General features: G+C 46.8%; 19 protein-coding genes. 6 read left to right on the top strand and 13 right to left on the bottom strand.

Features of this window, described 5'->3' with window-relative positions:
* Nucleotides 1-67: 67 nt before the first annotated feature.
* The 4 genes from K8S15_02030 to mtnP form a co-directional block, all read right to left on the bottom strand.
* Nucleotides 68-1,573, bottom strand: coding sequence for a mechanosensitive ion channel family protein (locus K8S15_02030; protein MCD4774811.1), 1,506 nt, complete (start codon nucleotides 1,571-1,573; stop codon nucleotides 68-70).
* A gap of 170 nt (nucleotides 1,574-1,743) precedes the next feature.
* The gene (locus tag K8S15_02025) at nucleotides 1,744-2,001 is read right to left on the bottom strand and encodes a DUF4342 domain-containing protein (protein ID MCD4774810.1); all 258 of its coding nucleotides are present in this window, start codon (nucleotides 1,999-2,001) and stop codon (nucleotides 1,744-1,746) included.
* Between the two features lie 3 nt (nucleotides 2,002-2,004).
* Nucleotides 2,005-2,967: a thiamine-phosphate kinase gene (locus K8S15_02020; GenBank protein MCD4774809.1), complete on the bottom strand. Its 963-nt coding sequence runs from the start codon at nucleotides 2,965-2,967 to the stop codon at nucleotides 2,005-2,007.
* Nucleotides 2,968-2,975: 8 nt separating this feature from the next.
* On the bottom strand, nucleotides 2,976-3,842 hold the full coding sequence (gene mtnP, locus K8S15_02015; GenBank protein MCD4774808.1) for an S-methyl-5'-thioadenosine phosphorylase: 867 nt from the start codon (nucleotides 3,840-3,842) through the stop codon (nucleotides 2,976-2,978).
* Between the two features lie 87 nt (nucleotides 3,843-3,929).
* On the opposite strand from mtnP, the gene rlmN reads away from it, so the two are divergent.
* On the top strand, nucleotides 3,930-4,997 hold the full coding sequence (gene rlmN / locus K8S15_02010; GenBank protein MCD4774807.1) for a 23S rRNA (adenine(2503)-C(2))-methyltransferase RlmN: 1,068 nt from the start codon (nucleotides 3,930-3,932) through the stop codon (nucleotides 4,995-4,997).
* Between the two features lie 8 nt (nucleotides 4,998-5,005).
* Here the strand turns inward: rlmN and K8S15_02005 are convergent, their stop codons facing one another.
* The 3 genes from K8S15_02005 to K8S15_01995 form a co-directional block, all read right to left on the bottom strand.
* Complete coding sequence (locus K8S15_02005) at nucleotides 5,006-5,569, bottom strand: hypothetical protein (GenBank protein ID MCD4774806.1); 564 nt, start codon at nucleotides 5,567-5,569, stop codon at nucleotides 5,006-5,008.
* A gap of 75 nt (nucleotides 5,570-5,644) precedes the next feature.
* On the bottom strand, nucleotides 5,645-6,169 hold the full coding sequence (locus K8S15_02000; protein MCD4774805.1) for a cob(I)yrinic acid a,c-diamide adenosyltransferase: 525 nt from the start codon (nucleotides 6,167-6,169) through the stop codon (nucleotides 5,645-5,647).
* 50 nt (nucleotides 6,170-6,219) lie between these two features.
* A complete protein-coding gene (locus K8S15_01995) occupies nucleotides 6,220-6,843 on the bottom strand; it encodes a redox-sensing transcriptional repressor Rex (GenBank protein ID MCD4774804.1) in 624 nt (207 codons plus the stop codon).
* 155 nt (nucleotides 6,844-6,998) lie between these two features.
* Between K8S15_01995 and K8S15_01990 the strand changes: the two genes are divergently transcribed.
* Nucleotides 6,999-10,862, top strand: coding sequence for an AAA family ATPase (locus tag K8S15_01990; protein MCD4774803.1), 3,864 nt, complete (start codon nucleotides 6,999-7,001; stop codon nucleotides 10,860-10,862).
* Nucleotides 10,863-10,902: 40 nt separating this feature from the next.
* Here K8S15_01990 and K8S15_01985 read toward each other — a convergent pair whose 3' ends face one another.
* Entirely contained in the window at nucleotides 10,903-12,579 is a 1,677-nt protein-coding gene (locus K8S15_01985) for a phosphoenolpyruvate carboxykinase (ATP) (GenBank protein MCD4774802.1), read from the bottom strand.
* A 61-nt stretch (nucleotides 12,580-12,640) separates the two neighbouring features.
* Between K8S15_01985 and K8S15_01980 the strand changes: the two genes are divergently transcribed.
* From K8S15_01980 to K8S15_01965, 4 genes are all read left to right on the top strand, one after another.
* A complete protein-coding gene (locus K8S15_01980) occupies nucleotides 12,641-14,017 on the top strand; it encodes an MFS transporter (protein ID MCD4774801.1) in 1,377 nt (458 codons plus the stop codon).
* Nucleotides 14,014-14,856 carry a hypothetical protein gene (locus tag K8S15_01975; protein ID MCD4774800.1) on the top strand — a complete coding sequence of 281 codons (843 nt, stop codon included), beginning with the start codon at nucleotides 14,014-14,016 and terminating at the stop codon, nucleotides 14,854-14,856. The genes K8S15_01980 and K8S15_01975 overlap by 4 nt, the downstream gene beginning before the upstream one ends.
* Nucleotides 14,849-16,639, top strand: coding sequence for a radical SAM protein (locus K8S15_01970; GenBank protein ID MCD4774799.1), 1,791 nt, complete (start codon nucleotides 14,849-14,851; stop codon nucleotides 16,637-16,639). The genes K8S15_01975 and K8S15_01970 overlap by 8 nt, the downstream gene beginning before the upstream one ends.
* A gap of 85 nt (nucleotides 16,640-16,724) precedes the next feature.
* Nucleotides 16,725-17,114 carry a hypothetical protein gene (locus tag K8S15_01965; GenBank protein MCD4774798.1) on the top strand — a complete coding sequence of 130 codons (390 nt, stop codon included), beginning with the start codon at nucleotides 16,725-16,727 and terminating at the stop codon, nucleotides 17,112-17,114.
* Nucleotides 17,115-17,171: 57 nt separating this feature from the next.
* On the opposite strand, the gene K8S15_01960 is transcribed toward K8S15_01965, so the two are convergent.
* From K8S15_01960 to K8S15_01940, 5 genes are all read right to left on the bottom strand, one after another.
* The gene (locus tag K8S15_01960; protein MCD4774797.1) at nucleotides 17,172-17,783 is read right to left on the bottom strand and encodes a 2-oxoacid:acceptor oxidoreductase family protein; all 612 of its coding nucleotides are present in this window, start codon (nucleotides 17,781-17,783) and stop codon (nucleotides 17,172-17,174) included.
* Nucleotides 17,780-18,622 (bottom strand): 2-oxoacid:ferredoxin oxidoreductase subunit beta, encoded by an 843-nt coding sequence (locus K8S15_01955; protein ID MCD4774796.1) that lies wholly within the window; start codon nucleotides 18,620-18,622, stop codon nucleotides 17,780-17,782. The genes K8S15_01960 and K8S15_01955 overlap by 4 nt, the downstream gene beginning before the upstream one ends.
* Nucleotides 18,622-19,764 (bottom strand): 2-oxoacid:acceptor oxidoreductase subunit alpha, encoded by a 1,143-nt coding sequence (locus tag K8S15_01950; protein MCD4774795.1) that lies wholly within the window; start codon nucleotides 19,762-19,764, stop codon nucleotides 18,622-18,624. The genes K8S15_01955 and K8S15_01950 overlap by 1 nt, the downstream gene beginning before the upstream one ends.
* The gene (locus K8S15_01945; protein MCD4774794.1) at nucleotides 19,761-20,126 is read right to left on the bottom strand and encodes a 4Fe-4S binding protein; all 366 of its coding nucleotides are present in this window, start codon (nucleotides 20,124-20,126) and stop codon (nucleotides 19,761-19,763) included. Before K8S15_01945 ends, K8S15_01950 begins: the two co-directional genes overlap by 4 nt.
* A gap of 105 nt (nucleotides 20,127-20,231) precedes the next feature.
* Complete coding sequence (locus K8S15_01940; GenBank protein MCD4774793.1) at nucleotides 20,232-21,557, bottom strand: cyclic 2,3-diphosphoglycerate synthase; 1,326 nt, start codon at nucleotides 21,555-21,557, stop codon at nucleotides 20,232-20,234.
* Nucleotides 21,558-21,631 lie beyond the last annotated feature (74 nt).

Here is a 21,631-nt window from a genome sequence, read left to right as displayed (position 1 = left end):
ATAGCGAATATTATGACATAATACTATTTTTATATAGCATATTCAAATAAATTCCCTCCGTCCCTTATTATCCTATGCCGAAGAAATCCCTGATTCTACCAATCAGGTGCTCCTTTCTGTCAGGCTGTTCCACGCTCTTTTTCTTTCCCGTCTGTTTTGTTACTCTTCCTGAAAGGTCTTCCATTCTCTTCTCAAGCATGGCGGAAAGAGGTTCAAGAATCGAAGATTCCTGCTCCAGTAATTCAGCCATTCCACTCTTCTCAACGACTATCACTTCAGTTTCACAAATAGCGGTAACAGAAGCAGAACGCGGCTCACCTGTAAGAAGACTCATTTCACCAAAGTAGTCTCCCCTGTGAAGATCAACCAGATGGGTTCTTCTTCCAGTGCTGTCAGAAACGGATATCTCCACTTCACCGTCCGAAATAATGAAAAGGGAGTCACCGGAATCCCCCTGCTGAACCAGGAGTTCCCCTTTGGAGAACAGTAGTTTTGATGAATTTGCAGCAAGCTCATCTATCTGATCGTAAGACAGTGGTTTGAACAGTTCGATGTTCCTGAGTTCACGGATAACATCCTGTTTCATATTCTCGTTTACCCTGTCCTCCTGTTCGGCAGATACCTCCCTGATTGTCACATCTCTTATGGGGAACGGGATAGTCAGGCCGTTACGCTTTAAACCGTACCAGATTCGAGTTCTCACTGCGTTCTCTAACTCCGGCCTCCTGTGATATTCACTTATCCAGAACCTGACATCATAAATAATGGAGTAATCATCGAATTTACTGAGGAATACCCTTGGTGATGGAGCATCAAGAACTCCATCCATTTTTTTCAGAATCGAAATAATTATCCTTTTCATCTTTCCAGGTTGATCGGCATAAGCCATTCCAACCGATATCCGGCACATATGATTCCTGTCGGGACGGGAGTAATTCGTTACGATATCCTTGGATACCGTTGCGTTCGGAATTATTACATGGTCACCGGATCTTGTTCGAATGCTGAGTGTTCTCCAGTTCATCTGGACAACAACCCCCTCTTCATCACCAACATTTATCCATTCACCAAGTTTGTAGGGCCGTTCCATCTGAAGAGCCAGCCCGGCAAAGAGGTTGCCCAGAATATCCTGAAGAGAAAGACCGATTACTGCCGAAAGCACAGTGGATGTTACAAGGAACGCTGTAAGTTTAACTCCGAATATTCCGTTCAGAAGGGCAACAGCCACAATCGCAAGTACTATGAAATTGATGATATCTATTACAAGCCTTGGAATATGAACATCAACCTGTTTTTTTAAAAGATAGTCCCATAACAGCAGGTTCAGAATCTGCAGCATGATGTTCGAAGAAAGCATGATGGTGGCCGCAAGGGCCATCTTTGAGAATGTGGATTCCCCTGGAACACCGAACATTTTCATTACAAGATATGCTGCGCCAGCGATTCCAGCAAGAAGTACCCACAGTTTCAATTTGCTGCCGGGAGCATGCTTCCGGATAATCAGGAGAATGAGGCCAACAGATAAACCCAGAACAATTGCCTGAATACCATGTATTATCATCTGGGCGTTCAAAGATGTACCTCCTGCATTCTTGTTATGATGCCAATACAATAACCGATACTCGTTGGGAATGAAATAGTGAATGAAGCTGCCCTTCTCGGAAACTGTACAGGATCGGAACTACTGAGTATTTCAGATTCTATCCGAGAATTCTGTAGAACCGATTATTGAGGTATTAGCATTCAGTCCGGATCTTTTGAAGTTTTTACTTCAATAGTACATTTCACAGCAAGCGCTGCGATTGCAGCGACTGCGGCATAGGCCGGGATAAGCGCAACTCCGAGAATTCCCATTGTCAGGGGAATCTCTATCAGCGTTTTACCGGCTTCATTCTTAATGAGTATGTGCCTTACGTTTCCCTGGTGAACAAGTTCCTTCATTTTTTCAAGAAGATCGCTGCCGGAAACCTTGAATTCTTTTGATTCAGATGAATCAGTCATTTGTCAAACCTCCATATGATCGTATCCCGTTGAACTGATATTAGCTTTGTCTCCATCAAGAAATACGGACACTTCTCCCTTCCCGGATTCAGCCCGCCCAACTAAAAAACACCCTTTTGAAGAAAAATCAAGCCCGTCTGCTGCTCCAAACAATAAACTGAAATCTTCTCCAGCTGCAGACGCAGCCAGTGGTCTTTCCTTCACAGAATCGTAGAACATGGACTCACTTATATCAAGTATTGCATTAACTCCGCTTTCGCGAGAAAGGTGTTCTGCTTCAGAAATAAGCCCATCAGAAATGTCTATTGCGCACCTAACTCCCAATTGTCTTAGTTCAATTCCAAGTTCCAGCTCCGCTCTCGGCTGCAGAAAATCCCTGAGCTGAACCAGTTCTGCATCGGAGATGATTTTCCTTCGGGGGTTTAGATCATCACCTTCAAATCCACCAATTTCTTCCAGTAATAAGGGCGCATCAAGCGCACGGCCGATTAAGCCGCTTACCCATAGATTATCACCAGGAAGAAGGGAATATCTTCTAAGGAGAGTTTCTGGTTCTTCTCCCTCACCAATTATCGTGAGTGTAATTCCCATGCGCTCTCCCCTCACCGTCTCCCCACCCGCGATAATAATATCATCACGCTCGGTCAATCCTCTATAGAAATCCTCTATCCAATTTATTTTCATTCCCGGGTCAAGGGCCAAAGCGGCAAAGACCCACCTGGCTCTTGCCCCCATTGCCGCTATGTCTGACAATGCGGCTTCAAGCAACCGTCTTCCAAGTATACGTGGAGGGGCCCACCATCGATAAAAATGGGTACCTTCAAAAAAACTGTCAGTGGTAACAACAGGACAACGAATTTCTGACAACACAGCACTGTCATCTCCAATAAAGGAAAGCTGGGGAAATATTTTCCTGAGTCTCCTTATCAGCCCTCTTTCCCCTATCTCTGAAATAAGCTGTTTCATTGAATAAATTATCTTTCGAGAATAACCTTCAGATGCTCCTTCGCCAGGTAGCTTCGGTGTTCCGGAGCAGTCATGATTGCTTCCTTAATTGCGCTCTTTCCACCATAGCAGGAACAATCAGTCTTATTGATATCAATCGCCTGCAGAGCATTTTCAATCGTCTTCCTGGCACGGACAGTATTTACTCTGACATTTGCTATTACCGCTTCTACAGAAACGTCTTCTTCTGTTTCATGCCATACATCGTAATCCGTTACCATGCATATAGTTGCATAACATATACCTGCTTCTCTTGCAAGCTTTGCCTCTGGAATAGTCGTCATTCCAATAACCGCATGACCTTGCCTGCGGTATACTTCGCTCTCAGCCCTTGTTGAGAAAGCGGGACCTTCCATGCAAACCAGTGTACCACCATTATGAACTACAGCATCAGCGTCTTCGGCCGCTTTGAACAGTATATCTGAAAGGTCCCTGCAGAATGGTGAACCGAATCCAACGTGACCAGCCATTCCTCCACCGAAATAGGTGGATCTTCTTATACCCTTGGTACGATCGTAAATCTGATCGGGAATGACAAAATGTCTCGGGTGATACTCATTTTGAAGGCTGCCCACCGCAGAAATGGATATAAGCTGCCGGACTCCTACATGCTTCAGTGCGTATATGTTAGCTGCATATGGAACCTCGGAAGGCAAAAGGGTATGTCCCTCTCCATGACGTGGCAGAAACACCAACGGGATATCCTTATAATCAGCCAGAAGAAGCGGAGCGGAAGGTTTTCCAAAAGGAGTTTCAGTATTCAACTGCTGCTCTATTCTAACTCCCTCAAAAGAATAGACTCCCGATCCTCCGATAATACCAATACGATTTTCCATAATTATCCTCTCAATAATTCAAATGCAAATTCCATATGTTATATATATACTCTATCAACAATGGTCGAAGGGAAAGCCTGCACACTCATGAGCAACGATTCAAAAAAAGAACAGGTAACCGGTCTTATATATAATGATCTGAAAAAATGGGTAACAGTTAACCTGCGTATGAAACCGTACAGGGCGCAACAGCTCTTCTCCTGGATACACCTGAAAAGGATCAATTCATTTCATCAGATGACCGACATTTCTCTGGCTGCCAGAAACGAGCTTGACCGAACCGGTGAGATAACAGCCCTTGAGACCGTCAATACTATTACTGCAGATGATGGAACTGCAAAGCATTCCTTTCTCCTGAAAGACGGAGAGGTGATAGAATCAGTTCTTATCCCGGACCCGCCGAGATTGACAGCATGTATATCGACCCAGGCAGGCTGCAAATGCGGCTGTAAGTTCTGTCAAACGGGGAGAGGAGGATTCAGACGTAACCTTCGAACCGATGAAATAGTGGCTCAACTGTACGGTTTGCAGAACAGAACCCATTCGCGAATAAGCAACGTTGTTTTAATGGGAATGGGGGAACCTATGGACAATTTCCCGGCTGTCAGCGATGCTCTATCCATAATGACCGATGACAGGGGTATTTGTATCGGCGCCAGAAAAATAACCGTGTCAACAGTGGGAATACCCGGCGGTATCGCAAAACTGGCACAACTGGATGCCCAGTATGGGCTTGCGGTTTCTCTTCACAGTGCTGTGGAAAGTACCAGATTGAAGCTTGTACCTGTATCAAAAGCTCTACCGCTTTCAATGATTAAGCGAGATCTACTGGATTATTGCAATTTGAAAGGTCGAAGGATAACGCTGGAATATTGCCTTATTGCAGGCATTAACGATACAATCCCTGAGGCTGATGCCCTAGTAGAATTCGTCGCTGATATTGAATGCAAGATAAATCTACTCGTCTACAATCCGATTGAAGGTGTTCCATACAGGAGGCCCAATGATGAATCGGTGAACCGATTCATGCATTACCTTTACCCCAGATGCCAGGCGGTTACACTGAGGCGCTCAAGGGGAAGTGACATTGCCGCTGCCTGCGGCCAGCTTGGCCCGGAAGCGCATCGTACTTCTTGTTCCTGTTCTGATTCGTAATTGTACGTTCAGAACGATACAGATACGGTTACTTCAAGGCCGGAAAGGTCCTTACCTGTTTCTCCAGCCAGCGCGGAACCTGCCGGCACCCATTCCGGAGTCACGACAAGATCAATGGAAGTTGATTCTCCTACATGTACTCTTGCGCCAAGTTCAACTCCGATTATACCGGCTCCGGTACTCGTTTTATCGTTGCTGCCTTCAGGACTGTCCCATAAAAGCATTCCTCCGCCATATATACCAAGAAGTGGTTCAATTCCACGAGGACCTGCGTATCTTCTGAAGAAGGGATACATTCTGTACCCTACTGTAAGGGGGATACCGCTTACTCCGCTGTAGTTAGTGTTGTCAGAACCTGCGCTAAGGTATCCAGCTTCAATAATGAAGCAATTCCCCAATGATGGTGGGATCTGCAGTGAAGCAACTATTGCGAGTCCAGGAGTAAGGTTGGCATCTGAATCGAACAGAGATGGCATCCAGACACCACCACCGAAAGATACTTCAAGATCACTTCTTTCAGATGCGACAGCGAAGGTGGTAAACAAAGCCAGGATTATAACAGCAGTTTTCATTTCATTCTCCTTACTATGTTATATATCTAATAGTGTAATTAAATAGTATATAATGCATGGATGCAAGACCTGACCCTAGGATTCGATGCCTTTTCGGGCCAGCAGTTTCTCCGTTTTGTAGTAATGTTTTACTTCCCTCATTTCCGTTACCAGGTCAGCTGCTTCGACAAAACATTCCGGGGCGTAGCGTCCAGTCAGCACAAGTTCTACACCGTCCGGCCGCTGATCAATGAAATCCATCACATCATCCTTATCAAGAAGCCCCATATAAACAGTAACGTTCAGTTCATCCGCAATAACAATACTGTATTTACCGGATTTCATCGCTGATCTTATCTTATTGAGACCATCTGAGGCGGATCGTATATCATCCTCTGAAGGTTTCTCCCCCTTGCATATAAGCCTGGGAGTACCGAATTGTTCCATCGTGATAAGACCTGGAAAACGATCAGGCAGACAGAGTTCCGAGTAATCCCGGCCTTTCATGAACTGCCCGAAGTATACATTCAAATTCGCACATGCGGCTCTTACCGCAAGCCCAAGCGCTGCTGTGGTCTTACCCTTGCCGTTTCCGGTATAGAGCTGAAATCTCCCCTTCATTGTATTTCCTCCGGTTTGAAGATAACAGATTATTAACCGAGGAAAAGTGGCTACGTCTTCATGGAATGGGTAAGCATATCCAGTTCGGTGGACATCTCCATATAGCGCAGCTCAACTCCTTCCGGCAATTCGAGCGGTTCCAGATTGAAACTCAGCATAGCCCGGCATCCTGCCTTTGCAAGCCTGTTAACAACCTTCTGTCCTTCTCCCGTTGTAACCGCTATTACCGCGATAAAGTGCTCGTAACCTGATACCGTACTACGGATATCATCAATGGGTTTTATTATATGCCCCGCACATCGCGTACCAACCAGATCAGGATCTATGTCGAAAATAGCCGAGTAGGAGTATCCTCCCGTACACTCCAGGCCGGATTCAAGCAGTGCTCTGCCAATATTACCGGCACCGATGATTATTATTGAAGGCGAATCACAAGTTCCCAGGATTCTTTCAATCTGTGCCAGAAGATCATCCACATCGTAACCTGAGCCCTGCTTTCCGAATTCTCCGAAAACGGTTAAATCCTTTCTTACCGCTGCAGAAGAAATGCCGCATTGCCTGGATAAGTAACTGGATGTAACCGTGCTATCCCCCCTTGACCTGGCATCGCGCAGACAACGGGCATAATGGCTTAAACGCCTTATCGTTCTCTCGGACACTTTTCTGTCAGCCATATTATTTTCCTTCCATACCTTGTAACAACTGCAATATAATTTATTATTATTAGGCAGTTCCGCAATGGATGAATATTCCGGTTTCAATTAGAGCCGGCAGACCACATTTCCAGTATTCAAAATTGATATCTGGGTATTAACCGAGGAATTGCAAATTGAATCCATTCATTCCAGAAGATATAGCTCTGATAAAACATGGAAAGCATCTTTACAACGGTTCGCTGTTGCTTGCCGATATATCAGGTTTCACTGAACTGACTGAGGTACTGTCACTTCAAGGCAAGAAGGGCACTGAAAATCTTACGGAGATTCTTAACGGTTACTTCCGTGCGATGTATGAAATCGTAAGGAAACACGGGGGTATTGTCATCTCCTCCGCGGGAGATTCCATCCTTGTGCGTTTTCAACCCGGAGAAGATTCATCCATGTGCGCGAATTTAATGATGCGCGAAATGAAAAACTTCAGGAAGCTGAAGACCAGCTCCGGGATGTGCGGACTTAGTATTAAAATAGTTCTTGGGTACGGATCGTGGGCTGAATTTATCATAGGGAACCGCAAGAGCGCCCGCATTTTCCTTGCAGGTGATATTATTGAAAAGATAGCTGTAGCCGAGGATAACGCGGCAAAGGGAGAGACGGTTGTTGTTCGATCAGGGGCACATGTTTTACTCGATGATTTCATCTCTCCTGATTACCAGGACAGCTCGTTCTACTCACCTGACACCGGAAATCTTCAGGGTGAGCATCGATCAGTAACAGCTGTATTCGTCAACTTCTCAGGTTACGATAAGAAAGCACCTCCCCGCAGCCAGATCCAGAAACTCTACCTTGAAATCCTGAATATCGCACAAAAATACAGAGGTGTTGTTCAAATGGTAGACAACATCCTTGTTGGAGGAAGCAGGATATTCCTGCTTTTTGGAGCGCCTTGCTCCTACGGAAATGATCTGCTTCACGCAGTTCAGGCAAGCCTGGAGATAAACAGTCTTCTATCAAACCAGGGAAACTTTCAGATAAGAACCGGTATAGACGAAGGCTATGCTTTCGCGGGTGTAATAGGCAATTCGTGGTGCAGGCAATACACCGTTATTGGAGATGTTGTGAATACTGCAGCCCGTCTGGCAGATTCATCCGGGCCTGGAGATATAGCAGTTTCTGAAAGAGTATACAGGATGTCCAGTAATCACTTCGAATACGAATTTATGGACAGTATCATGCTTAAGGGCAAGGAAGGCTCAGTCAGGCGGTATTTTCCGGTTGCGCGGAGAACAGATTCCTGCGACAGATACCCCTTCGTCGGAAGAGAAAAAGAGCTTTCCAAAATCTCATCGACAATAATTAAAGGAAAATCTGTTATAGAAATCGAAGGCGATGCCGGCATAGGTAAGACGAGCCTCCTGAAAAAACTCTCGGAACGTATGAAAGAAAAGGATTATTGCGTACTTCATGGAACCTCCCATGAACATGGAGAAACAAACGACCTGTTTGCGTCACTAATTGGAAATCTTTCCGGAATGCTGGATAATGATTCACCTGAAATCAGAAGGAAAAAACTTCAGAACCTTGTCCATGAACTTGATGATTCAGGCGGCAGCCTTTCAAAACGGGAGGTTTTCCTGGGAAAGATGCTGTTTTCTCTAAGCTACCCGGATTCGGATTACGACACACTGCCTCCAAAACTGAGAAAGGAGAATCTGCTCGATGGAATCTGCGAGATGATTAAATCTCACCGCAAACCCGTATGCGTCATTCTCGAAGATACACACAATGCATCAGATGAAGACATTGAAGCGGTAGAATACATTATCAGACAACTGCTTGAATACACAGACGGTAATGTATCCTTCGTTCTTTCAAAAAGACCCGAAGAACGAGAACTGCTTGCAGAAGATGAATTCCCGGTTCACAGGATGCTCCTTAAAGGCCTGGGATACAATGCAACCAATAAGCTGATGATAGATATTCTTAATGGTATATCTCTTGAGCAGGAAATAGAAAACCTTATTCTGGAAAGAGCAAATGGAAACCCATTCTATCTCATGCAGTTCCTGCTCTACATTATTGAGGAAAAACTAATTCTGATGAAGGACAATACATGGGTAAGAACCAGTCTTTACAGTGACGATAAACTGCCGGGTAATATTTTCTCAATGGTGATGGCCAGGATAGACAGGCTGGAAATACAGGCGAAGGAATGCCTCAGAATTGGCAGTGTTGCGGGTTTCAGATTCGAAGAAGAAATCGTCAGAACGGTCTTGCGGCGGGATGTTCATGATAGCCTCATGGATTGCACCGGCGCAGGTCTTATGTATCAATCGGAGTTGAAAGAACTGGAGTTCGTTTTTTCGCATACACTGATAAAAGACGTCTCATACGATTCCATTCTGAGAAAACGGAGAAAGAAAATCCATGGTGCCATTGGTTTGATACTCGAGGAACTGCATCCAGACCAGCTTGAAGCGTTGTGTTCCATACTCGCCTATCACTTCCGCACTGCGGAAGAATGGGATAAAGCACTGAAATACAGCTTTATGGCAGGTGAAAGGGCCTGGTCGGAATACCGAAATCTGAACGCCATCAGGCACTTTCAGGATGCTGTTCACATTATTGAAAACCACCCGGATCACAAGCCGGATCAATTTGTGGAATGCTGTAGATATATCGGAAAGATCAATGACAGAATAGGAAAGTACGATAAGGCTCTCGAATATTACAGCCAGGCTATGGAGTCATCAGATGAAATAGGCATGAAAGTTGATATCTCAGTAGCGATTGCCGAGATACATTACACCCGCGGGGACGTTGACAGGTCTATGAAATTACTTGACAACTCTGAAGAAATGCTGCTGCAGAACCCGGGAAGGCACAACGTCCTTTTCACACGTATTGAATGCTTCCGGGCATGGGCCTACTGCGTATTGGGTAATAATGACCTGGCTATGAAGAAAGCCCTGAAGGCTGTCAACCTTGCCGAAAATATGCATGGCTACGGAGAAGCAGAACATGCCCATCAACGCGGTTTTTCCTACAATACTATCGCCACTGTCCACTGGGCGAATGGCGACTACACTGAAGCCAGAGAGTACTATCTCAAGGCTCTTGATATAGCTCTTGAACACAAAATGAAGAGAGAAATGGCTGTTACCTATGGCAATATCGGCCTGGTTTCAAACAAACTGGGTGAGTATGCCGAGGCAATTGACTCCTACAATAAACAACTGGTCATCTCAAATGAAATTGGTGATAAGCTGTTATGCATGAGTTCCAGCGGTAATATGTCCAATGTCTACAGTTCAACGGGATGGATTGAAAAAGCCCTTGAGTCCGCGGAGAGGTACAGACTCCAGGCTGAGGAACTCCCCGCCCTTCATGATATACTTCTCGCGCACTACCAGCTTGGTGTCCTCAATCTTGCAATGGGCAGATCGGAGAAAGCCAGAAAACTTGGAAATACAGCTCTTGAACGTTCAAGAAAGTCATCATTTGAACGTGAAGAGGCAAGTTCACTTATGCTTCTTGCCCTGGTTTCCATTGAGGAAGAGGATGAGGAAACCGCCAAAGGCACACTGAGAGAAGCGGAGGAGCTGGCAAGGAAGGTTAATGCGAAAAGCCTTCTGCTTGCTGTGCTTCTCATCCTTGCGGATATTCACCTGAAAAATGGTAATTCAGATGGAATCATGGAAATAATTGAAGAGACTGAATACCTTGTCGAAGAAATGGGGTTAACCGCAGGCAGGGCAATAATCCATCGGCTTTCTGGAATGCGCTTTTTCTCCCTTGAACAATTCAAAAAGGGGAGTATGGAATTCGGCAATGCAATAGAAATCTTTGAAAATTACGGTATGAAACCAGCTCTTGCGGATACATTAATGACATTTTACAGTATGTTTAATCTCAGAAAGAACATTTCACCCGAAGATGCTGAAAAACGGGACAACTGCAGGATGAAGGCAATGAATCTTGAAAAGGAAATGCGTATTTCTGTCGACAGGCGCAGCGCGCTTCTACAGATTATCTAGCAGGCTGAACTCATATATATAGTTATCTTCTTAAATTAAACTATACATAATGCCCGGATGCAAGACCTGACCCTGGACATTCGCTTGCAATCTCTTCGGAAATACCCTTGTTACCGTAGGCTTTTCCGAAATGCGCCCTGAATTCAGTTGCAAGCTTGTGGGCTCTGGCTCTGTAGGCTTCCTTGTTTTCCCAAGTATTCACAGGATCAAGTATTGAACAGTCAGGCAATCCCGGGCATGAATCCGGCACCATTACTCTGAAAACAGGGTCTTCATGGCAACTGATCTCTCTCAGTATTCCCGAAAGGGCGGCGTTTACCATTATTCTCGTGAGTGGCAGGTCTATCCTTGAACCCACTCCGTATGGCCCTCCGCTCCAGCCTGTATTAATGAGGTAGACTTCCGTACCGTACCGATCCATTCGCTCGCCAAGCATCGACGCGTAAACATCGGGATTTCTGGGCATGAAGGGTTCACCGAAGAACCTTGAGAAAGTACTTACGGGCTCGGTAATTCCCGTTTCAGTTCCGGCAAGCTTGCTGGTATAGCCCATCAGGAACCAGAACATAGCCTGATTCCGGCTCAGTTTCGATACGGGGGGTAATACACCATTGGCGTCCGCTGTAAGGAAAAGGATGGTTGATGGATGTCCCGCCACTGATGATTCTTTGATGTTGGAAAGGTAACGCAGCGGATACGAACCTCTGGAATTGGGTGTAAGCCTGTCGTCAAAAAGGTCAAAATGCCCGTCAGTGTACATCATCGTGTTCTCGATTATCGAGCCGTGCTCGAGCCAGTCACCTTCGTGAAAACAGGCATTGTATATCTCCGGTTCCTTCTTTGCGCTGAGATCTATGAGTTTCGCGTAGCACCCGTTCTCAAAATTGGCTATTCCGCTTTCTCCCCAGCCGTGTTCGTCATCTCCAAGAAGAGCTCTGGAAGGATCCGCCGAAAGCGTTGTCTTGCCCGTTCCGGAAAGTCCAAGAAGAAGGGCGCTTTTACCATCATCACCCTCGTTAGCGCTGCAATGCATCGGGAGGATATCCACCGTTGGAAGAAGGTAGTTCATAACGGTGAACATCAGCTTCTTTACGCTTCCTCCATAAGCTGAACCGTAGACGATCCCGATGCGGCGGTCCATATCCATTCCCACCATCATCGTTGATGTATGTCCTAGTCTTGGATCAATCCTCAGACGACCTTCGTACTTCAAAGGGTCAAGTTTGTGGTAAGGCAGAACTATCAGAGTAAAATGCTTATCCCGGAAGCATGTGCTCTCAGCGGCTTCATCTACCCATGGGCGGAACATATTATCGGTGAAAAGAGCAGGCAGAGCCCCGTCAGAAATGGTATGCACCGGCAGAGCGTAAGATGAATCAGCGCCTATGAGCCTGTCGGTGATAAAAAGCTCGGGTACTTCCGCGAGTTTTTCAAGAGCGTCTTCAAAGACCATATCGAATGTACCTTCGTCAACCGGAATATTGTTGGGGCTGGTCCAGTCGATACTGTCCTGGCTTGATTTCCGTTTTACTATCAGAGTGTCTTTCGGGCTCCTTCCCGTTGATTCGGGAGGAGTCCAGGTGGACAGCGCTCCGCAGGCACTGACAACAGCCTCACCCCTGTCCACTGCTTTCCGTATCATTTCAGTCCTGGGAATATTCCTGAATACATTGTCCCTTGAATTAACAGTTTCCGTAACCCTCTGCTGAAGTGTCATAGGATACCTTTCGTAAGCGTGATTCATTACCACAGTTTTATCAGGTTCAGTAAAATACTCCATGCTGAGCAAGGCAACCACCTGCAGTCAATCTCTTTCACTGAAAGATAAAACGGTTTATGTTCGTGCGGTGAAAGGGGAAATTCTGAAAAACTTTCTCAGGCTCTCTCGCGAGAATGCTTGGTGCCTCTACGACTGGGGCAATTCGGCTTTCGTTACAACCATTGTAGCGGCGGTACTGCCTGTTTATTTCGCAGAAACGGTCTGCGCTGGCAGTACTGTAAACTGGTCTCTTCTGGGAATGAGTATTTCAAGCAACGCCATGTCACTCTGGGGGTATGCCATGGCTGCCGCTGCATTCGTGGTTGCTCTGATGGGCCCTGTCCTTGGCGCAGCGGCGGACGCAGGTGGAAGAAGGAAGCAGTTCCTGGGGGTTATGACTGGAACAGGCGTGATTGCGGCTGCCCTTCTCTCATTTACCGGACCGGGAGATATCTGGCCGGTTCTCGGGCTTCTTGTTGTGGGACAGATCGGGTTCGCGGGAGCCAACGTGTTTTACAATTCACTTCTCGTTTCAGCAGTAGTACCCGGAAGAAGGGAGCTTATCTCATCCAGAGGTTACGCCTTCGGATACCTCGGTGGCGGAATTCTCCTTGCGGTAAACCTTCTGATGATACGAAAACCATCCCTTTTCGGATTTGCCGAAACTACAACTGCCCTGAAGTATGTATTCCTTTCTGTTGCCGTCTGGTGGAGCCTTTTCTCCATACCCCTCTTCATAAAAGTACCTGAGGGCATATCCGGCAGTGAAAGAACACTTGCAGGTTCCATTCACAGAGGATTCTCATCACTGGTTTCAACATTCCGCCACATCAGGACAAGAAAGAATATCTTAAGATTTCTCCTGGCATTCCTGCTGTATAACGATGGTGTTCAGACTGTCATTATGATGGCCACTGTTTATGGCAAAACCGAACTCGGACTTGATTCCGGCGATCTTATAGGCGCTCTGCTGCTCACCCAGGCAGTAGGAGTTCCCGGAAGCCTGCTATATGGCTGGCTGGCGAAAAGGTTCGGTTCAAAGAAGATGATCTATGCAGGTATCTCAGGTTACATTGTTATAATCTTCTATGCGTTCTGGATGAAGAAAGCCATCGATTTCTGGATACTTGCAGGTATGGTGGGTCTTTTTATGGGCGGGCTTCAGGCTGTCAGCCGTGGATTCTATTCAAGGATGATACCTGCCGGAATGAATGCCGAGTATTTCGGTTTCTTTTCCATTTCTCAGAGGTTCGCAAGTATATTAGGACCATTGATGTTTGCTTTGATAAACGATATTACGGGAAGTTCAAGGTTGTCCATACTGTCGCTGCTGGTACTTTTCGTATCGGGAGGCCTGGTTCTCAAGACAGTTCGTAGCCCGGAGGGAACTGAATGACAGTATTAATTATCCTTTTCGCACTGTTTGTTCTGGAGGAGATCTTTCACCGGCTGAACAGAGGGTCATCGTTCATGGATGTTGACCTTGCATGCGAATCAGTCGAACAGGTTGAAAAAAAAGGAATTGGCAGATTCACCAGGCTCCTTTCCTGGATCAGAACGGTACAGCTTCTTGTATTCTGCCTTCTTTTCGCAGTTATCGCTGCCCTTTCAGGAATCAGGGTTTTATACACAGCAGCCGGCCAGCTGGCAGGACTGCTTCTACTTATCCAGGTAGTACGGATACTGAACCGGAAGGTAATAAATCAGTGGGCAGTTCTGGGTTTTACAGTAACACTTCAGGTTTTTCTTCTGATTCTCCTTATCTTCACAGGGATAACTCCGGCGCCTGACCTGCAGTACGCAGCTCATGACACTGACTGGGTTGTTTCACTTGTATCATTTGTCCTGCTTTTTCTACTTTCAATTACAATCCCCTTTACAGCAACCTATTACCTGCGTCTTTTCGCCAGGGAAGGAAGCGGATTCTACTATTTCCTGCCCTCGCTGGCCTATTCGGAATACTGGATAAGAAGGCTGACCAGAATAGCCGCCAATACTGCCCTTGTTTCCCTGCTTATACTGGCATTTCTTATCGTCAAATGCGAATATCCAGCGGGAGCCGCGATACTGCATATCACACTTGTGTTTCTTCTGTTCACCACAACATCTCTCTTCAGAAATAGACTAAGACTCCATCATCCAGCAGCGGTGTCTCTGGTGCTTGCAGCATGGATTTTGAACATCGTGTGGGTTCTGGCGAATCTTACATCGGTGAGCAGCAACTGGATTGCATGACCTGAACGACCCCCTGATGGTCCAGCTTCCCCTGAATCCCTCAGCACCGCTTGAGGCAACCGGAAACGTACCCATGGCCGGAGCTTCCCTTGCTGCCGCGGCATGCCTCCCTTCAGAAATTGTAATTGATCAGAACACGATTGACATGGCAGGAGACCGTTCTCTTGCCGATTTGATAGTGGATAGATCACCGGAACTTGTAGCATTCACCTTATATATGTGGAACGCTGAGAGAAGCTTCTGGCTCGCGAAAATCCTGAAAAACAGACTGCCCGGGATAATCACTGTCGCAGGGGGTCCGGAAGTAACAATTGATAACGAATGGCTTGTTTCCTCTGATGCTTTCGACCTCATGGTTTCGGGCGAGGGCGAGCCATTCGCGACTGAAATCCTGAACGCGGACTCCACAAGAAAAATCATCCGGAAAAATGGGAGATTCCTGGAAGCCGGCAGAATGAGTTTTCTTCCCGGAACTTATCCGAACCCCTGGCTCACAGGTTACCTGGACCCCGCAGGAGGAGCTTCGGTATACGTTGAAACTATCAGGGGGTGCGCTGGAGGGTGCAAATACTGTTCGTACAGAAGGAATCACCCGTCGCCCAGGATTCTTGACGCGGAGAGCACTTCGGAACTGCTCGGAAGCCTTATAAAGGCCGGAGCGGGGGAAATAGTTTTCCTTGATCCTACATTCAACAGCCGCGGTGATCTTGTTGAACTCCTGAAAAGCATGAACAAACTTGATTCGAACTTTTTTGGCGAAATGCGGGGCGACCTCATTTCAACATCGACAGCATCTCTTATTGCGGATGCCGGCTTCAGAAACGTTGAGATCGGACTTCAATCGGTTAACAGAGACACTCTTATCCGATCAGGGCGGCCGGGAAATCCCCTCAAGGTACTTGATGGAGCCCTCAACCTGAAAAATGCGGGGGTAACTCCGGTTATTGACATTATTCTTGGGCTTCCGGGAGACAGCCCTTCAGACGCAATAAGAACTGCGCTCATGATAAAGGATCGGGATCTGCATCAGCACGTACAGGTGTTTTACCTCTCCATGCTGCCGGGAACTTCGATGAGGCAGGAATTCATGAATCAATACATGTCCAGACCGCCTTATTACAGGTTCAGCGATGAAAGTATGGAGGGGTTCGCTGAAGCAAGAGAGGAAATTGCGGATATAGTCGGTTACGACCTGGACCTTGCCGCAAGACCCCTTCTGTTCGAAGGCTGGCCTGGAACGGAGCTGATAGATCTTGACATGAATCCCGACCTTCGGAGACGTATGCCCTCCTTCAGGCATGGAACCATCAGGATAGCATCGCAAGACCTCTGGGCGGAAAGGAACCTTCTGTTAAAATTCGTTCGAACAAGGCTGAAGGCAGATCCTTTCTGCGTTCTCGACGTTGTTCTAAGCCCGAAAAAGGAATTCCCCCTGAATCTGGTTGATAGGGTTAGAAATCTGGATAACCCTGTGGACTACTCGGGCAGAACCGGCAGAATCCTTGGGCGACAGGGAAATTTGAGGGTTTCTATTCTGATCGATGAAGCCGATGGCTTCTCTGCCGACTGGATAACAGCGGCTGCTGCCACCTGCACGGTGGTGCTTGATGTAAATTCTCCCGATGAATTGAACAGAGAATTATGGAACGCTGGTGTTTGCGTAAGGTTACCGGGCAGTAACTGGGACATGGGTAAGCTCTTATTGGAAGTACCGTCAATACATCAGGTTCTTTTTATGGACAGACAGATGGAAGCCAGCTGGAGCAAAGCCCTGGATATCTGAACGGATTGTTACTCATTGACAGGTACGGTCTGACTGTTTATTTGTTAGTGGAACCGGTTACTCTATAATGATTAAGGAGTATCAGATGAACAGGATTGTTGCTCATTACGCTGACGGAAAAATTCTTAAGGGTTTTACCAGTGACTTCACTCCTAACAGGGCAATGTTCCACCTGACCGCCAGAAGCGAAAAGCAAACAGAGGTTATTAATGTCAATAAACTTAAGGCGGTTTTTTTCGTAAAGGAGTTCGACGGGGACCCAGATTACCGTGAAGTCTCCGATTTTGATGAATCCCAGAGGGTTTTCGGCGCCAAGCTTCGAATTCATTTTGTAGATGGCGAAAGATTCGTAGGTGTTGGAATGGGCTACAATCCCGACAAGATGGGATTCTTCATGACACCCTGCGATCCGGACAGTAACACTATCAGAGCCTTCGTCGTAAATGAATTTATCGATCACGTAGAGAAGTTATGAATCACTGAACCTGTGGCATTCGAATGAATGCCACAGGTTTTCATTTCAGCTAAGATATCAGGAGTCGTTCTTCAGACAATCAGGTACCGGCTGCTTCCTGTCGAAGGCAACAGGAACCCTTCCTTCCTTCACATGAAGAACTTCACGGCCTTCCTTATGTCCCAGTTCGAAAGCTTTCAGGTTCATTTTGATGAACCTTGCCGGAACCCTTTCCTTTAACGCTTCAACCCAGATTTCAAGGCTGAAAAGCCTTGCCAGCGAAGCCAGCATACCAACGGCAATTATATTCGCCGCCATGGGAGTTTTGAACTCCTCTATACTTTTTCTGGTCAGGCAATATTCATAAACATTGCCCTCTGGTATCTGGTTAACATAAGTTGTATCAACCAGAATTATACCTTCATCAACAACATCTCGGGAGAATTTATCAGCGCTTTCCTGGTTCATTGCCAGAAGAATATCAAGATTCCTGCAGTTCGGATATAGAATTTCCTTTTTCGAAATAATGATATCCGTTCTGCTCGCTCCACCCCTGGCTTCCGGTCCGTAGCTCTGAGTCTGGCATACATCGTAATCCGATCGTATGGCAGCCTCAGAAAATACTCTTCCGGCAAGACCAAGACCCTGCCCTCCTGCTCCGGACAGTCTTATCTCGTAATACTTCTTCATTTTCCAGCCTCCGCTACCCTCTTAGCCTTTTCGCAGAGTGCTTTATACCGGTCACCGTATGAGATACAATCCCTGTCAACAAAGATGCCCCGAACAACTTTGTCCTTTGACTGCCCCGGTTTCATGGCTTTCAACTGGCTTCTGTTAATAGTGTTGTCCCTTAGAAGCTTCATCATCTCAACAGGGCCTCCCTGGCGGTTCGCTCTGCCATAATTAGTAGGGCACGGAGCAAGAACTTCAACAACACTGAACCCTCTCTTCCTGAAAGCCTTCTGTATCATGTTATCAAGCTCGGTAACGTGGTAGACGGTACCCCGAGCGACAAACGATGCTCCCGCTCCATCCATGAGTCTGCATACATCAAAACCGGGCTCGATCATCCCGTAAGGAGTAGTTGATGTTTTTGCTCCGGGGGGAGTTGTCGGAGAGAATTGACCGCCGGTCATACCGTAATTGTTATTGTTAACAATAATAGCGGTTATATCAATATTACGCCTCGCGGCATGAATGATGTGATTTCCACCAATCGCTAAAGAATCGCCGTCTCCCATAACCGCCATGACGTTCAGATCCGGGTTGGCCATCTTCACGCCTGTTCCGAATACAAGACCTCGACCGTGGGTAGCATGAAGTGTATTGAAATCAACATATACAGGCATTCTGGATGTACACCCGATACCGGAAACCATTACAATGTCATCCTTTTCCCAGCCCATGGCATCAACTGCCCTCACTATGGAACCCATAACTATGCCTATCCCGCAGCCGGGACACCATACATGAGGAAACCGTTTCTTAGCCCTGAGATACTTGTATTCGTAGGGAATTATAGCAGCCATCAGATCACCTCCATAACGGCATCGACGATTTCTTCAGGTGTTATCTCATATCCGTCGATCCGCTGAAGTGGAACCACTCTGACAGAATCGCTGGTCATTCTTTCAACTTCGTGTATCATCTGGCCCTGATTCAGTTCGGGTACAAGGATAACGTCTTTGGAATCCAGGTTTTCCTTTACTGTTCTATCTGGAAATGGCCAGAGTGTCACGGGACGGAAGATACCGACCTTCTTCCTTTTTTTCTTCAGAATTGCCTGTGCCGCGAGTGCGGACCTGTAAACGGAACCGTAGGCGAATATTACTACCGAACTGTCCTCTACATCGTGCATCTGAACATCTTCAAGTTCATCAAGTCTTCTTGTTATCTTGTGCTTGAGCCTGTTCATTTTCGCGATTACTTCGTTCTCTTTTCGTGTGGGGAAACCATGTACATCATGTGTCAAACCCGTTACATGATATCTGTAGCCACTTCCGAAACTGGCCATTGGGGACACGTTCGATGCCGATTCATGGTAGTGCTCGTACCATTCAACGGGAACGTCGGGAGCAGCTATCGGAACAACATGGACATCTTCCTCATTAGGAAATACGATCCTTTCCCTCATATGGCCGATGACCTCATCGGGAAGGAGAATAACGGGAGTTCTGAATATCTCCGACAGATTGAAAGCTCTTACTGTCAACTCGAAACATTCCCTGACATTGCAAGGCGCAAGTGCTATCACGGGATGATCACCGTGGGTACCCCACCTTGCCTGCATCACATCTCCCTGAGCAACCTGCGTGGGTAATCCGGTGGAAGGTCCTCCCCGCATGACGTTAACAAGTACAAGTGGAACTTCAGTCATGCATGCGTATCCAAGCCCTTCCTGCATAAGGCTGAAGCCGGGGCCGCTGGTTGCCGTCATTGATTTCGAACCTGCAAGCCTCGCTCCTATCAGAGCGCTGATGCTGGCTATTTCATCCTCCATCTGAATCCACTTCTTATCAAGCAGAGGCAAATACTCCGCAAGCAGCTCCGCAACTTCTGTGGATGGAGTTATGGGGTATCCGGCAAATAAGTCGATACCCGCTGCAACTGCCCCCAGAGCAATAGCTTCATTTCCCTGAACAAGTCTTGTTTCACCCCAAGGCACAATCACCTGGAATCACCTTCTCCCTTTGCTTCCGGTAAACGCTGCAGTTTATCCTGCGAGCCGTTTACGCGTCCTCTTTTGTCCTCGATTCCTATGGCGAAATCAGGACATCTTCTCGCGCAGAGATAGCATCTGACGCATTTCTCCGGATGAGCGACAACAGCTTTCTGGTTCTTCATCTCCAGAACACCGGTGGGGCAGAACTCAACGCATATCGCGCAACCTTTGCACCATTCCGGGAAAACATGCACGAAAGAATCGGGTTCTGTTCGAGGTTTTGCTTTCGATGCTTTCTTCTTCTCCTCTACCTTACCGCCGTTCTTCTTCCCGGCGGAGGTTTTCTCGGCAGGTGAGAATTTTTTTGTCATTGAACCTGTACCTCCCTTATTTATCGCACAGGTAAGCATTTGATTGCGCAGAAAGGCAGGATTTTGATCCTGCCTTCTGCATGATGAAACATTTTTCCGTTCCAGCTATTCTATAAATGAACTCAGAACCTCAGGAAGATCAGGTTTACCGATCTCCTGGAGGTCGTATCCAACTTTTACTACTGGTTTGTTGATCTTGATTATCCGCGAAAGATCAATCGGGGTTGCGATTACTACAACATCGCAATCCGCAGCGTTTATAGTCTGCTGAAGATCCTTCATCTGATCCTCTCCGTAACCCATGGCAGGAAGAATGTAAGCTTCCTCTCTGTCAGCGTAGTACTTCTCATATGTATCGATGATTGTACCAACCGCGAAGGGTCTTGGATCAACGTAGTCGGCTGCGCCGAATTTTTCAGCTGCGACGAATCCCGCGCCGTATTCCATGTCACCGTGGGTAAGTGTCGGGCCGTCTTCCACCACAAGAACGTTGGCTCCGGTAATAATGGATGGGTTGTCCACGGTTACAGGACTTGCCGCGTCGATGATCAACGCGCCAGGGTTCACCGACCTGATGTTCTCCCGAACCTCGTCGACATCTTCCGGATAAGCACTGTCTATCTTGTTGATGACAACAGCATCAGCAAGCCTGAGATTGGTCTGTCCGGGATAGTAGGATAGTTCGTGTCCGGGCCTGTGTGGGTCTACAACAGTAATTGTGAGATCCGGTTTGTAGAAAGATGTATCGTTGTTACCTCCATCCCAGAGTATTATGTCAGCTTCTTTTTCCGCCTCGCGGAGTATAGCTTCATAATCGACCCCGGCATAGATTACATTACCCATCTTAATGTGAGGTTCGTATTCTTCCATCTCTTCAATTGTACAGTTATGCTTTTTGAGATCCTCTATATCAGCAAATCTCTGAACTTTCTGTGCGACAAGATCACCGTATGGCATCGGATGTCTTATTGCGACAACCTTTTTACCGGCTGCCTGAAGGATTTCAACCACACGTCTGGTTGTCTGGCTTTTTCCGCATCCTGTACGGACTGCGCAAACTGCAATAACAGGCTTCGAACTTTTAATCATGGTTCTTTCTGCCCCAAGCATGACAAAATCAGCACCTGCTGTATTTACCCTTGAGCAAAGTTCCATGACAGTATTGTCCGACAGGTCACTGTAAGACATAACGCAAAGTTCAATATCCTTCTCGTTTATAATACCTTCAAGCTTATCTTCTGCAAGTATAGGTATACCATCGGGGTAGAGCTCGCCTGCAAGTTCGGAAGGATATTTTCTATCATCAATATCCGGTATCTGAGTCGCGGTAAACGCTACTACTTCGTAGTCCGAATTGTCTTTGTAAACAACATTGAAATTGTGAAAGTCGCGCCCTGCGGCGCCAAGTATCAAGGTTCTGATCTTTTTCATCTGTCGTCCTTTCCGCAAGAGGATGAGTGCTTGCGGGAAAGCAACAGCGAACCGCAAAGCGGTTCGGCCTCTCC

The organism is Candidatus Aegiribacteria sp. (assembly GCA_021108005.1).
Lineage (GTDB): Bacteria > Fermentibacterota > Fermentibacteria > Fermentibacterales > JCC-6 > Aegiribacteria.
The sequence above is the reverse complement of the archived record's forward strand: the minus strand, read 5'-3'. Positions and strand labels throughout refer to the sequence as shown.

Bases quoted from the DNA above. Each gene is read 5' to 3' on its own strand.
- K8S15_02025 (MCD4774810.1), bottom strand. From the start codon at position 2,001: ATGACTGATTCATCTGAATCAAAAGAATTCAAGGTTTCCGGCAGCGAT.
- K8S15_02020 (MCD4774809.1), bottom strand. From the start codon at position 2,967: ATGAAACAGCTTATTTCAGAGATAGGGGAAAGAGGGCTGATAAGGAGA.
- mtnP (MCD4774808.1), bottom strand. From the start codon at position 3,842: ATGGAAAATCGTATTGGTATTATCGGAGGATCGGGAGTCTATTCTTTT.
- rlmN (MCD4774807.1), top strand. From the start codon at position 3,930: ATGAGCAACGATTCAAAAAAAGAACAGGTAACCGGTCTTATATATAAT.
- K8S15_02005 (MCD4774806.1), bottom strand. From the start codon at position 5,569: ATGAAAACTGCTGTTATAATCCTGGCTTTGTTTACCACCTTCGCTGTC.
- K8S15_02000 (MCD4774805.1), bottom strand. From the start codon at position 6,169: ATGAAGGGGAGATTTCAGCTCTATACCGGAAACGGCAAGGGTAAGACC.
- K8S15_01995 (MCD4774804.1), bottom strand. From the start codon at position 6,843: ATGGCTGACAGAAAAGTGTCCGAGAGAACGATAAGGCGTTTAAGCCAT.
- K8S15_01985 (MCD4774802.1), bottom strand. From the start codon at position 12,579: ATGACACTTCAGCAGAGGGTTACGGAAACTGTTAATTCAAGGGACAAT.
- K8S15_01980 (MCD4774801.1), top strand. From the start codon at position 12,641: ATGCTGAGCAAGGCAACCACCTGCAGTCAATCTCTTTCACTGAAAGAT.
- K8S15_01975 (MCD4774800.1), top strand. From the start codon at position 14,014: ATGACAGTATTAATTATCCTTTTCGCACTGTTTGTTCTGGAGGAGATC.
- K8S15_01965 (MCD4774798.1), top strand. From the start codon at position 16,725: ATGAACAGGATTGTTGCTCATTACGCTGACGGAAAAATTCTTAAGGGT.
- K8S15_01960 (MCD4774797.1), bottom strand. From the start codon at position 17,783: ATGAAGAAGTATTACGAGATAAGACTGTCCGGAGCAGGAGGGCAGGGT.
- K8S15_01955 (MCD4774796.1), bottom strand. From the start codon at position 18,622: ATGGCTGCTATAATTCCCTACGAATACAAGTATCTCAGGGCTAAGAAA.
- K8S15_01945 (MCD4774794.1), bottom strand. From the start codon at position 20,126: ATGACAAAAAAATTCTCACCTGCCGAGAAAACCTCCGCCGGGAAGAAG.
- K8S15_01940 (MCD4774793.1), bottom strand. From the start codon at position 21,557: ATGAAAAAGATCAGAACCTTGATACTTGGCGCCGCAGGGCGCGACTTT.